The sequence below is a fragment of the Rhizobium sp. 05N49 genome (assembly GCF_056396805.1).
Genome location: NZ_JBFTME010000019.1, coordinates 1 through 14,180, shown reverse-complemented (window position 1 = coordinate 14,180; position 14,180 = coordinate 1). Strand labels below are relative to the sequence as shown.

The following is a 14,180-nucleotide window of genomic DNA, read 5'->3' as shown; positions in this document are numbered from 1 at the left end:
TGACGGCATCTGCCATTCCGGGCGCGGCGAATGACAAACCATGTCCGCTATCTGAACCAGGTGCCATGACCGCGACCATTGAAAGACGCCAGACATCGCAGCTCCGCCGTGCGCAGGCTGCAACCGGCTACCTCTTCGTGCTGCCGGCAACGGTGCTTTATCTGACTTTCGTCATCGCGCCGGTCATCGTCACGACGATCCTCGCCTTTGCCTATTACGATCCCATGCTCGGCTCGCAATGGGTCGGTTTCGACAACTTCATTCGCTTCTTCACCGATCAGCGTTCGCTTCAGATCCTCTGGAACACCTTGCGCTTCGCACTCTTCGCCGTCACGTTCAACGTGTCTATCGGGCTTGTGCTGGCACTGGCACTGAACCGCGCCATGCCGGGCTGGCTGCTCTATTTCTTCAGGCTTGCCTTCTTCCTGCCCGTCATCATCGCTGCCGCCTTCGTCTCGATCGTCTGGACCTATTTCTACGGCGATGATCTTGGCGTCATCAATTATTACCTGCGGCTCATTGGCCTTCCTGGCGTGCGCTGGCTCACCGATGCCGGCCAGGCCATGACCTCGATCATCATCATGGACGTCTGGAAGAATACCGGCTTCTTCATGATCATCTTCATCGCCGCCCTTCAAGGTGTACCGAAGAACATCCTGGAGGCGGCTGTGATGGACGGGACGCCGGCCTGGCGTCAGTTCCTCCGCATCACGCTGCCCTATATCTCGCCCGTCGTTTTCTTCTGCATCGTCTATGCCTCGATCGGTGCTCTGCAGGTGTTCGAATCGATCGTCATCCTGACACAGGGCGGTCCGGGCGATGCCACGCGCTCGCTGTCTATCCAGATCGTCGAGGAAGGCTTCGGCAGTTTCCAGCTCGGCTATGCGGCCTCGATCTCTGTCGTCATGACCGTGATCATCCTCATCATCACCGCAATCCAGCAGATCCTCTCGCGCAAGTGGGTGCAGCAATGAACAATATGATGCAGACGCGCGCGGCCCGACGCTGGATCGACTGGGCGATCATCGCCACCATGGTGGTGATGGCGATCGGCATGCTCTTGCCGTTCCTCTGGCTTTTCTCGATGTCCTTCCGTCCGGTTTCGGATGCCTACAAGCTGCCGCCGAGCTTCCTGCCGCCGAATTTCGATCTCACCAACTACCGGCAGGTGCTGGCCTCGCGTGTGCCGTTCCTGGAAATCTACTTCAATTCGGTGATGATTGCCGTCATCGTCACCGTCGGCCAGATGGTGACCTGCACGCTCGCCGCCTTCGCCTTTGCGAGGCTGAATTTCCGCGGCCGCGACACCCTGTTCTTCATCCTGCTCATCGGGCTGATGTTTCCAGCACAGGTGACGATCCTGCCGATTTATCTCGGTTATGCGCGCCTCGGCCTGCTCGACAAGCCGATCGGGCTGGCGCTCATGTACCTCACCTCCAGCTTCGGCATCTTCCTGGTGCGGCAGTTCATGCTCAGTCAGCCGAAGGCACTGGAAGAAGCGGCGCTTATGGATGGTGCCGGCTATTTCAAGATCTTCTGGCGGATATCGCTGCCACAGCTTCGCCCGGCACTCTCAGCGCTCGGCATCATCACCTTCACCCAGACCTGGAACTATTATTTTCAGGCGAAAGTGCTTTTGAGCTCGAATGAATCGCTGACGCTTCCGGTCGCGATGGATGTGCTGCGCGGCTACATGGCGTCAGGCAATCTCTCGGTCGTGATGGCCGCAATGAGCATGTCCATCCTGCCCGTCGTTCTCCTCTTTCTCCTCGCCCAGAAATTCGTGATCGAAGGCATCACGATGAGCGGTATCAAGAACTAACATCAGGGATATTGATTTCATGTGGGATGATCTCGCCTCCATCGAACCCCGCTTTGCCTATAAGGGCGAGCGCACGCGCTATATCGCCTTTCCGCTCGGCGGCATCGGCTCCGGCGGCCTGTCTATCTCCGGCAGCGGCCGGCTGATCGATTGGTCAATCCGCAACCGGCCTGCGCTGCAGGGCTATAACGGCTACTCGCATTTCGCCATCAAGGCCGAGAAGAATGGGGAACTCGTCGATGCCCGCGTGCTGAACGGGCCTTATGACCTGAACCCTTCCGGAGCGCCGGGGCTGCGCAAGATGTTCGATGGCTTCGGTCATGGCGCCAACCGCCAGACGCTGGTCGGCGTGCCGCATTTCCGTGAGGTCGATTTCTACGGCCGCTTCCCGACCGCCGATCTCGTGTTCAGGGATCAGCGTTTTCCGGGCGGTGTCAGGCTGGCGGCATTGAGCCCCTTCATTCCCCACAACGACCGCGATTCCTCGATGCCGGTGGCGATGTTCGAATTCGAGATCGTCAACGATACGGCGGACGAACTGACCTACACGCTTGCCGGCACGCTCGGCAATTACGGCTCGAACAGCGGTATCCATACCTTCAGGCAGGAAGGCGGCATCAGCAGCCTGCATCTGACTTCGTCCGATACGTCGTTGTCGGCAACACAACGCGGCGATCTGACGATCGCAACGGACGCTGACGATGTCGACCATACGGACCATCATTATCGGGGCCAATGGTTCGATGATCTCTCTGTCTACTGGAAGGAGTTTGCAAGACCCGGTCGCCTGCCGAAACGGCACTATGATGAGCCTCGCACCTCTCGACACATGAGCCTGCAACCGGAACACGGCACGCTCGGTGCCCGCTTCGCCGTCGCCCCTGGCGAACGCAGGAAGGTGCGCTTCGTCATCACATGGAACTTCCCGCATGGGGATGTCTATTGGGCCTATCGCGACAAGCCGGATGGCGCCATTCCCGATCGGCCGACGCCGAGCTGGACGAACTATTATGCGACGCAATGGGCAGATTCCACCGCTAGCGCCACCGAGGCGCTAACACGTTGGGACACGTTGCATGCGAATACCGCGGCCTTTCGCGATGGATTGTTCGACACAACGCTTCCAGCGGAAGTCAAGGATGCGGCGAGTGCGACGCTGGCGCTGCTGCGTACCGCCACCTGCATCCGCCTGGAAAATGGCGCGCTCTGGGCCTGGGAAGGCCAGCATAGCCAGGATGGCTCCTGTGAGGGAACCTGCACTCATGTCTGGAATTACCAGCAGGCGGTCTCGCACCTCTTTCCCGCCATTGAGCGGACGCTGCGTGAGACCGAATTCACCTATAATCAGTTGCCGACCGGGGGGCTGACCTTCCGCCAGAAGCTGCCGCTGGGCTCCGGCTTCGATATTATCGGCCCCTGCGCAGACGGCCATTTCGGTGCGATCATCAAAACCTACCGGGACTGGAAGCTATGCGGCGATACCGATTGGCTCGGCCGTTACTGGCCTAGTGTCAAACGGGCGATCGAATATGCCTGGTCGTCCGAAAACCCTGACCGCTGGGATCCCGACCAGACCGGTATTCTCTCCGGCCGCCAGCATCAGACGCTCGACATGGAACTGTTCGGCCCGAATTCTTGGCTCGCCTCCATGTATGTGGCGGCCCTGCTCGGTGTTTCCGAAATGGCGGCGGTCCTCGGCGACACGGAACTGTCGGAAAAGACGGCGCGCATGGGCAAGGCTGGTGCGGCCTACATCAATTCCGAGCTCTTCAACGGCCGCTGGTTCATCCAGAAGGTCGACCTCTCTGACAAGGGCGTGCTGATACCCTTCGATGTCGGCCGCGCGGCCGGGGTCCTCGCCGACGGTTTCATGGAAACCTACTGGTCGGAGGAGTTTCAGGAGCTCAAATATCAGATGGGCGAGGGCTGCATTTCCGATCAGATCCTCGGCCAGTGGCATGCCGAGGTCGCCGGTATCGGCGGGTTCCTTGATGCAGACAAGGTGAGGACCGCGCTGAAATCGGTGCACAGGAACAATTTCCGCCCGACGCTTGAGGATCACTTCAATCCCTGCCGCAACTATGCCTATGAAGACGAGGCAGGGCTTTTGATCGCAACCTATCCTGAAGGCATCCGCCAGCCGATGGTCGCGGCTCCCTATGCCGAAGAAGTCTGGACCGGCATCGAATATATGGCTGCTTCGCATCTCATCATGCACGGCCTCGTCGAAGAGGGCATGGATATCGTCTGCGGTGCGCGTAACCGGCATGACGGTTCCCGCCGCAATCCCTGGAACGACATCGAGTGCGGTTCCTACTACGCACGCTCGATGTCGGCCTGGCAGTTGGTCAATGCCTTCTCGGGCCTCAGCGCCGATTTCGTCTCGGGCACGCTCGCCTTCGCACCGAAACTGCAGGGCGATTATCGTCTGTTTTGGTCAGCCGGAAGCGCTTTCGGCACATTGACCCGCGAAGGTGACGGCCTCATTCTCGCCGTGCTCGGAGGCAGCCTCAACGCCGCCGAAATCTCGGTGGACGGGCTGACGCATCGTCTTGCGGGCAGGACGTCCATCGCAGCGGGCCAGTCGATCGAACTTAAGACGGTGGCATAATGGCCGGTATTGAACTCAGGACAGTCCGCAAGGCCTTTCAAAGTCTCGAAGTCATACACGGCATCGACCTGACTATCGCCGACGGTTCGTTCACCGTCTTTGTCGGGCCTTCAGGCTGCGGCAAGTCGACCCTGCTGCGCATGATGGCAGGGCTGGAGGAAGTCACGTCGGGGGAAATCCGGATCGATGGCATGCGCTGCGACCATCTTCTGCCATCCGCGCGCGGCATGGCGATGGTCTTCCAGTCCTATGCACTCTATCCACATATGAGCGTCGAGCAGAACCTCAAATTCGGCCTGGAAAACCAGAAGCTCGCCAGGCCGGAAATTACTGCCCGCGTCGCCAAGGCGGCCAATATTCTGCAGATCGAGCACCTTATGGCCCGTCGTCCGAGCCAGCTTTCCGGCGGCCAGAGCCAGCGCGTCGCGATCGGGCGCGCCATCGTCAAGGAACCGAAGGCCTTTCTCTTCGACGAACCGCTCTCCAATCTCGATGCCGAACTGCGTGTGAAGATGCGCGGCGAGCTGATCAGCCTGCATCGGCGGCTGAAGTCGACAATGGTCTACGTGACGCATGATCAGGTCGAGGCAATGACCATGGCAGACCAGATCGTCGTGCTCAACGAAGGCCGGATCGAACAGGTCGGCCCGCCGATCGAGCTATACGCACGCCCGGCCAACCTCTTCGTCGCCCGCTTTCTTGGTGCGCCGCCCATGAACCTTCTCACGGGCCGGATCGCGCGCATTGGTGGCCTGATGGGGATCACGCTGGAGGACGGCACCCATATTCCCTTGCCCGGTCGGCAGGTCGATCTGCCTGATGGCGCTCCGGTCACGTTCGGCGTAAGGCCCGAACATTGCGAGATCGGGGAGGGCAGCCTGGAGATCACTGTCGGCGACACCGAAATCCTTGGATCGGAAACGATCATCCACGCCGAGACTGCGACCGGAAATGGCTTTACCGTGGCGCTGCGCGGCATCAGCCGGGCAGCCTCCGGCGCACGAATACCGATCGTCATCCGCGAGCCTTTCGTTCATTTGTTCAACGAGGCCGGTGTGACGATCGGTTCCAACGGTGATTGGCGCGATGCCTATCTGAACTGAACCAAGCTCAAAGCAGCTACGGCCGTATCGGTCGGTGCCGAGCCCTTGATGGGCTCTTTCCCGCAGGCTATTCCGGCACCGACCGACGGCAGCATTCGCCGTCAGCGAGACAGGAAATTCGAGACCGTCAGGTCGACGAGTTCGTCTCCACGGCCGTTCATCACCGCGCGAATGGCCCAGAGACCGAAACCTTTCACCTGCGCCGCTTCGATCCGGGGTGGCATCGACAGTTCCTGTGTATTGGTGACGACGTCGAGCAGTGCCGGACCAGGATGCGCCAGAATTTCCCTGATGGCACCGTCGAGTTCGGCGGGGCTCTCAACGCGAATGCCATGGACTCCCGCCGCCCGAGCAACCGCCGCGAAATCCGGATTCTTGAGTTCGGTACCCGTCTCAAGGAAGCCTGAAGCCTTCATTTCCATTGCCACGAAACCGAGAACGGAATTGTTGAATACAACAACCTTCACCGGCAGGTTCTGCTGAACGAGCGTCAGGAAGTCGCCCATCAGCATGGCAAAGCCGCCATCGCCGGACATGCTGATGATCTGGCGTCCCTTGTATGTTGCCTGCGCCCCGATCGCCTGAGGAAGTGCGTTGGCCATCGATCCGTGAACCAGGGATCCGATGAGGCGACGCTTTCCGTTCATTTTCAGGTAGCGGGCCGCCCAGATCGTGGGGGTTCCGACATCGAAGGTGAAAACCGCATCGTCGGACGCATGCTCGCTCAGAAGGCGTGCCACATATTGCGGATGAATCTTGCCGCCCTCTCGGCCTGTGGCGAGGTCGTCGAGACCCTCACGCGCCTTCCTGTAGGCGGCAAGGCAAGCATCGAGATGATCCCTGTCGGTTCGCTCCGTCAGCTTCGGCAGCGTTGCCGCCAGTGTCGATTTGACGTCGCCGACGATTGCAAGATCGAGCGAGGCCCGGCGGCCAAGATTCTCCGGTCGAATATCCACCTGCGCGATCTTGGCGTCGGTTGGATAGAACTGCCGGTATGGGAAATCGGTGCCGAGCATGAGAAGCGTGTCGCACTCCAGCATGGCCTTGTAACCCGAGGAGAAGCCGATCAGACCGGTCATGCCGACATCGAAGGGATTGTCCCACTCGACATGTTCCTTGCCGCCGAGCGCGTGGACAACAGGCGCCTTCAGCCGGTCCGCAAAGGCGATCAACTCGTCATGCGCCCCTTCGCAGCCGCGCCCACACAGAAGGGTAACCTTCGAGCTGTTATTGAGTAGTTCCGACAGTCGATCGATCTGATCGTTCGCCGGCACGACGTTCGGTTGGGCCAGCGTGAGTGCGGCTGGTGTCGAAATCTTCGCCGTGAAATCGGTCAATGCCACGTCGCCCGAAATAACCACGACGGCAACGCCGCGCTTTCCGATGGCGGTGCGAATGGCCGTTTCGATGACTGCGGGCAATTGCTCGGGATGGCTGACAAGCTCGCAATAGTGGCTGCATTCCCGGAAAAGCTGGTCCGGATGCGTTTCCTGGAAATAGCCCCTGCCGATTTCGGCCGACGGTATCTGGGCGGCAATGGCGAGAACCGGGACGCGTGAGCGATGGCAATCGAACAGGCCGTTGATGAGGTGGAGGTTGCCCGGGCCGCAGCTTCCGGCGCACACGGCCAGTTCGCCGCTGAGATGGGCTTCGGCCCCGGCCGCGAAGGCGGCTGTCTCTTCATGGCGGGTATGAACCCACTCGATGTCGCCTCTCTTTCGCAGCGCTTCCGTGAGCCCGTTCAAGCTGTCGCCGACCACCCCATATATCCGCTTGACGCCGGCCGAATGCAGCACCTCTGTCAGGACATCAGCTACTTTGGATTTCATCGAAAGGCTCCCGGGCTCTGGGTTTCAGGTGAATGGTAAAAGGAAGCTAGGCCTCGCTCTGAGCTTCTCAACCCGGAGAGATATCAGAGTGGCGGAGACACCCAACTGGACCTTGGTATAGGCGCTCGCCGTGAAAAGGCCGCTTGCCTGATATCCCGTGGAACGGCCTGCCGGCCAAGCGCACAGGCGCGCTAGGCTCTCCCCTTGGCGTCCTTTTACCGCGACCTATGCCTCGATCCGTTCCCGCCCCTTCATCGCTTTCGCGACAAGTTTCATGAAACGCGGATCCTTGCGCAGGTTGTCCAGGTCTGAATCATGAGTGAACCATTTGATATGGTAGACCGAGGTGCGGGGCAGCAAGCCCTCCAGGATATCGATTGCACGTTCCACATGGCCGAGCACGGAGTGGACGCAGGCGAGATTATATTGGGCGACGATATCATCGGGATCGATGGCGCTCGCCCGAGCGGCCCAGTCGCAGGCTCGCGCTGCTTCGCCGAGATGGGCAAGGGCAAGCGCGCCGCGATGGGCGGGGCCGGAATTTTCCGGGTTCTGATTGAGCGCCCGCTCGGCTCTTTCAATGCCTTTTCGCGCCCAACTTTCCCGGTCCGCCGTCCGTCCGAGAGAGTGGTATGAGGACATCAGATGGATCGGCGAAACATAGTCGTCGGGGCGGATTTCGGCGGCGCGGCTAAAGTAGTGCACCGCTTCGGCGAAATTCCCGTGCATGAAGAAGATGCGGGCATAGTGGAAATTTGCTTCATAGAGGTTGGGATCGAGAGATAGCGCCCGTTCGAAGCATGCCGTTGCCTCGTCGTCCTCGCCCTTCTGATGCAGTGCGAGGCCGCGGGAGGCATGGGCCTCGGCGAGGTCGGGATCGAGTTCCAGGGCCTTGGCGCTCATGGCGAGGATGCGCTCCAGGGGCACATCGTCGGGGGCCCAGTCGCGGATCGCTGCATCGCAATCGGCAATGCCTGCATAGGCACGGCCATAATCCGGATCCAGTTCGACGGCCTTGTAGAACATGCGCCGGGCAAGCTGCAGATAGGACTTGGTCCAGCTATGGGAGAGCTGTCGGCCTCTCAGGTAGTAGGTATAAGCCTCGACATTGGCCGTCGGCTCGGCGGCAATGGCCTTGCGCTCTTCCGGCAGCAACCGCACCTTCAATTGGCTGACGATCGCGTTGGTGATCTCATCCTGGATGGCGAAGATATCGGTGAGGTCTCGATCAAAGCGTTCGGCCCACAGATGATCACCGTTCGCCGTGTCAATCAGCTGGCCGGAGATGCGCACCCGCGTGCCGACGATGCGCACACTGCCTTCCAGCATGTAACGTACGCCGAGTTCCTGGGCGACCTGCTTCACCCTCACCGATGTGCCCTTGTACGTGAAGACGGTGTTGCGCGGCACAACATGGAGGCTGGAGACCTTGGAAAGATCGGTGATGATGTCCTCGGTGATGCCGTCGGAGAAGTAATCCTGATCGGCATCGCCGCTCATGTTGGTGAAGGGCAGGACGGCGATGAAACAGGTATTGCGGTTCTGCGCGACGAAGCGGGCAGAGCTCGGCTTGTCGAAGGAAACCGTGTAGACTTGCACCGGCTGCCGGATGTTTTTGAACACGTGTTCACCTAAAAAATCGAAGCCGAGATTGAGGCGTGTGCCGACTTGATCCCGCACGATTGCCGACACCGCAATGCCGCCGGCCGGAGCAATACCTTCCAGACGCGCGGCAACGTTGACGCCGTCGCCGAAGATATCGTCATTTTCGACGACGACATCGCCGAGATTGATGCCGATGCGGAATTCGACGCGCTCTTCCTTGGCCACGTTTTCATTGCGCACGGCCATGGTGCGCTGGATTTCGGCGGCGCAGGCCACGGCATTCACGACGCTTTGAAACTCGGCCAGGATGCCGTCGCCGGTCAGTTTGACGATACGGCCCTTGTAATCGGATATGCGGATGTCGACCAGTTCGCAGCGATGGCGGTTCAAAGCCTGCAGCGTGCCCGTCTCGTCTATGCCCATGAGCCGGCTGTATCCGACCACATCGGCAGCGAGGATGGCACTCAATCGCCGCTCCATGATCCTCTCCATGGATTGTCTCATGTCAGTGTCTCGCTTTTTCCAGATTTTGACCGCGCTAGGGCTCCCTCCCATGCAGCCGAAATCTTTCGATTCGGCATGCTGTCACGGCGGCGCAGAGCCTATATCGTTACGGCTCAGCATCAATACTCCGAACGGGCGAAGATTGCGCCAAACGATAGCTCTTTCGGATGGGAAAGACCCCGGGTTTGCCGACGTGCTCAATTTTGAGGCCGTGCATCGATTTTGGACGGCGTCTCGGAGGAAGGGATCCGCAACACAGCGTTCGAACCCGCCTCCGACATCATCTCGGTGCCCGTTGCGCGGAAGAAGAGGAGTTGGCAATGGAGAGCGACTGATTGYCAGTTACTAAGTCTCCAAGGCAGCAAGCTTTGCCGAGTTTGCCAGCAACGATTCGTAATACGAAGCAGATCCGACGGTCGCACCGCTCTTCGCTCGGCGAAAGGCAAGTCACGGCTCTGCGCGAAAGCCCGTTTGCCTTAAAGGATGCCGCCTGTAGGTCAAAATGGGTAGGATATACTCGTCCATTTTCGATTATAATTGGAGGTCCGCGTATCGAACGATCCTCATAGATTTGGTCCTGACAATTTCGCGAGAGGGCACGCCATGTATCGCAACGCTCGCCGGTGGGCTTCGCGCTCACTTCTGCTGGATTCGTGGGCTCCCCGTTGGTTGGGTGTCGGTGGAAAGGCAAAGCATGGTAAGAACGCCGAGCGGCCCGAGGATAGTGCTCAGCTTGCCACCTCCGTGCAGACAACGGGCGAAACCACGGGCAGCACCCTTGTCGGCAATCCCGACGACAATCCTGCGCTCGGCGGACACGATAAAGAATCAAGAGCGGACGCGATCGGCGAAGCAGATCTTCAGAGCGATCTGGACCCCGTGTCCCCATCCTTGGCCGAGGCTTTCGCGGCCGCGCGCGAAACGGGCGTTCGAAGCGGAGGCTTAGCCGCGTCTGTCCTGTCGGCCCATGGACCGGTTTTTGCAGCTTTTGGGCAGAACGCGAATGGTTACCGCAGTTATGCCGGCATTGGCACCATGGGCGAGGATCCCCTGGCCCCGTATCTGCCGCAGAGCCCCGGACCGGCAGTATCAGGACAAGGTTCCGCTGCCGTAGCAGGCGGGCGCTCTCACTCCGGCAAGGTGGTCATTCTCGAATCGAGCCCGTCGGCAGCAGCGGTGGCTGCACATCACGGCGGATCGAATTCACTGGCGTTCGGCATGCCTTTTGGTGTCTGCGGCTGTGGCTACTTCACATCCCCCACGCGGATTCTCGATTGGGCCCATGGCGGCGCCATGCTTCAGCAGGATGGTCAATTGCCGGGGACAAGGCTGACCGAAGGGCCGGACTATGTAGCCACGATCAAGCGAGCCATCGGCGCATCGGTCAGCGACCCGCTTCTCGATCGCAACTTATCCCCGCTCTCGAACTGGCGGGCGACCGTTACGTCGACGAATTTGTCGAACTTCAACGGATCGTTGCCCGGCGGCGGAGAAATGGGAACGTTAACCGGCACCAAGGGTCGAGGGATCCTTTCCGGCTCGGTCACCACCCCACCGATCACGCAGCGGTCTTTGGCGACGCAAAGTCTGGCGGCGGCAGCGGCGCCCGCCAACAAGGTCGTGGCGGAAAATCTGCTGCAGGGCAATCCGGAGAGCGAGTGGGGCATCGACGGCGCCGGCAGCTCCAATATCGAGGGATTCGCGACCGATATCAGCGTCGATAACGGCAAGACGATCAGCTTCAAGATCGACACCGATTCCAACAATTACCGGATCGATATCTACCGCCTCGGCTATTATGGCGGCATGGGTGCGCGCAAGGTCACGACCATTCAGCACACCGGCGTGCAGAACCAACCCAATCCGTTGCGCAATGCCACGACCGGCACCGTGGATGCCGGCAACTGGGCCGTGTCGGCCTCTTGGACCGTGCCTGAAGATGCCGTTTCAGGCGTTTATATCGCCAAGCTCGTGCGACAGGACGGCACCTTCGGCGAAAATCAGATCCCGTTCATCGTGCGCGACGACGACAGCCACAGCGATATCGTCTTCCAGACCGCTGACCAGACCTGGCAAGCCTATAACGGCTGGGGTGGTGCAAACTTCTACGGCGGCAATGGTCCGGCAACGGGGCAGGGCGCTGGTCGCGCCTATGCTGTCAGTTACAACAGGCCGATTGCGACCCGTGGCGGGGTTGGCACGTATGCCGGTCCGCAGGACTACCTGTTCGGCGCTGAATATGCAGGCATCTACTGGCTGGAGCAGAACGGCTACGATGTTTCGTACCTGTCAGGTGTGGACGTCGACCGCTATGGCAGCCTGCTGCTCAATCACAAAACCTATATTGATGCCGGGCATGACGAATACTGGTCCGGTCAGCAGAGGACGAATGTCGAAGCCGCGCGTGATGCGGGCGTCAACCTGATGTTCTGGAGCGGTAACGAGGTCTATTGGCGCACCCGTTGGGGCAATGCCTACAGCGCCGACGGCACGCCTTATCGGACCCTGATTTCCTACAAGGAGACCTGGTCGCCCGGCGCCAGCATCGATCCTTCCAACCAGTGGACGGGTACCTTCCGCGATCCGCGTCTCAGCCCACCCGCGATCGGCGGCGGAAACCCGGAAAACTCGCTGACCGGACAGTTGTTCAAGGTCGATGATGTCGGCAGCAATCTCAGCGCGATCACCGTTGGATATGATGATGCCAACCTGCGTTTCTGGCGCAATACCAGCGTCGCCAATCTTCAGCCCGGCCAGACGGCAACGCTGACCAAGAACTATCTTGGTTACGAATGGGACGAAGCGCCTGACAACGGCTTTGATCCCGCCGGCCTCGTCAAGCTGTCGTCGACGACGCTTCCGGTCAGCACCTATTTGCTTGATTACGGAAACACGACCGGCAACGCGACCGCGACCCACAATCTGACGCTCTATCGTGCGCCGAGCGGCGCACTGGTGTTCGGTGCCGGTACAGTCTACTGGACATGGGGCTTAAGCAACAATCACGATAATGAGGCAACCCCGACCGATCCCCGCGTACAGCAGGCAATGGTCAATCTGCTGGCCGACATGGGCATTCAGCCCGGGACGCTGCAGTCCGGCCTTGTCGCCACGACAGGCTCCACCGATCACGTCGCGCCGACTTCCATCATCACCGTGCCATCAACGGCGACCGTTGGCTCCACGGTCACGATCACGGGGACCGCCACCGACACGGGCGGCGGGGTCATTGCCGGTGTCGAGGTCTCGACCGACAATGGGGCGAGCTGGCATCCGGCGACGGGCGATGAGAACTGGACATATACATGGTCGCCGCAGGTGGCGGGCAGCTATACGATCCGGTCACGGGCCGTCGACGACAGCATCAACCTTGAGACCCCTTCGGCGGGACGCACGGTCACCGTCACCGGGGCGAGCTACACGTCGCTCTTCGGCTCGGCGACGCCGGCTATCGTCAACACCGACGATACGTCGGCTGTTGAGCTCGGGGTCAAATTTCAGACCTCCGCGGCGGGCACCGTCACCGGCATTCGCTTTTACAAGGGCAGCCAGGATACCGGTACGCATACCGGTTCACTCTGGTCGAGCACCGGTACGCGGCTTGCGACCCTCACCTTCACGAACGAAACTGCCAGCGGCTGGCAGATCGCCTATTTTTCGAGCCCGGTGGCGTTGACGGCCGGTCAGACCTACACGGCGTCCTACCACACCGATACCGGCCACTATTCGACAACCGCCAATTACTTCGTCTCCAACGTGACGAGCGGCTCCCTGACGGCGCCGGCCAGTGGCAACGGCGTATATGCCTATGGCAGCAACAGCCTCTTCCCTACGAGCACTTTCGAACAGACCAACTATTGGGTCGACGTGATGTTCACCACGCCGGGCTCCAACACGACGCCAACGGCGGTTGCCGATGCTGGCGACGCGACCGAGAAGGGTGGGGTTGCCAATGGTTCGGGCGGTGCGGTTGCGAGCGGCAACGTGCTGACCAACGACACCGATCCGGATGCCGGCGACACCAAGACGGTCACGGCCGTGGTCTTCGGCTCGGCATCGGGCACGCTCGGCACGGCGCTGAACGGCACCTATGGCAGCCTCGTGCTCAATGCATCGGGTGCCTATAGCTATGCCGTCAACGAGACCAATGCCGCCGTCCAGGGGCTGCGCCAGTCGACCAATACGCTGAGCGATGTCTTCAGCTACACGATGCGCGACACGGCCGGGGCCACCGCCACGGCCAGCCTGACCATCACCATCCATGGCGCCAATGACGCACCGGTGCTCGCCGTTCAGACGGCGACCCAGAACGCCACCGTCGGCTCTGCCTTTTCCTTCGCGGTGCCGACGACGACCTTCACCGATGTCGACAGCGGCGAGACACTGACCTACTCGGCAACGGCCGCCGACGGTACGGCGCTGCCCACCTGGCTGAGCTTCAACGCCACGACGCGGACCTTCTCCGGCACGCCGACGACAGGCGGAAGCTATGGTGTCAAGGTAACGGCGACAGACCTCGGTGGTCTTTCGGCCAACGAGACCTTCAGCATCGCCGTATCGACGCCCGGCAATACGACGCCAACGGCGGTTGCCGATGCTGGCGACGCGACCGAGAAGGGTGGGGTTGCCAATGGTTCGGGCGGTGTGGTTGCGAGCGGCAACGTGCTGACCAACGACACCGATCCGGATGCCGGCGACACCAAGAC

7 protein-coding genes are annotated in these 14,180 nt (G+C 60.6%); 5 read left to right on the top strand and 2 right to left on the bottom strand.

Features of this window, described 5'->3' with window-relative positions; translation table 11 throughout:
* Nucleotides 1-65: 65 nt before the first annotated feature.
* The 4 genes from AC1DF8_RS28400 to AC1DF8_RS28385 are packed head-to-tail and all read left to right on the top strand — an operon-like array spanning nt 66 to nt 5,536.
* Nucleotides 66-974, top strand: a complete 909-nt coding sequence (locus AC1DF8_RS28400; RefSeq protein WP_478155852.1) for a carbohydrate ABC transporter permease — start codon at nt 66-68, stop codon at nt 972-974.
* On the top strand, nt 971-1,822 hold the full coding sequence (locus tag AC1DF8_RS28395) for an ABC transporter permease subunit (protein WP_018114471.1): 852 nt from the start codon (nt 971-973) through the stop codon (nt 1,820-1,822). The genes AC1DF8_RS28400 and AC1DF8_RS28395 overlap by 4 nt, the downstream gene beginning before the upstream one ends.
* 19 nt (nt 1,823-1,841) lie before the next feature.
* Complete coding sequence (locus AC1DF8_RS28390) at nt 1,842-4,433, top strand: GH116 family glycosyl-hydrolase (protein ID WP_478155851.1); 2,592 nt, start codon at nt 1,842-1,844, stop codon at nt 4,431-4,433.
* Nucleotides 4,433-5,536 (top strand): ABC transporter ATP-binding protein, encoded by a 1,104-nt coding sequence (locus tag AC1DF8_RS28385; protein WP_478155850.1) that lies wholly within the window; start codon nt 4,433-4,435, stop codon nt 5,534-5,536. The genes AC1DF8_RS28390 and AC1DF8_RS28385 overlap by 1 nt, the downstream gene beginning before the upstream one ends.
* Nucleotides 5,537-5,637: 101 nt before the next feature.
* Here the strand turns inward: AC1DF8_RS28385 and poxB are convergent, their stop codons facing one another.
* Nucleotides 5,638-7,365: a ubiquinone-dependent pyruvate dehydrogenase gene (gene poxB, locus AC1DF8_RS28380; protein ID WP_478155849.1), complete on the bottom strand. Its 1,728-nt coding sequence runs from the start codon at nt 7,363-7,365 to the stop codon at nt 5,638-5,640.
* 225 nt (nt 7,366-7,590) lie between these two features.
* On the bottom strand, nt 7,591-9,450 hold the full coding sequence (locus AC1DF8_RS28375; RefSeq protein WP_478155966.1) for a TPR end-of-group domain-containing protein: 1,860 nt from the start codon (nt 9,448-9,450) through the stop codon (nt 7,591-7,593).
* 627 nt (nt 9,451-10,077) lie between these two features.
* On the opposite strand from AC1DF8_RS28375, the gene AC1DF8_RS28370 reads away from it, so the two are divergent.
* A partial coding sequence (locus tag AC1DF8_RS28370; protein ID WP_478155848.1) for a N,N-dimethylformamidase beta subunit family domain-containing protein occupies nt 10,078-14,180 on the top strand: 4,103 nt, incomplete at its 3' end.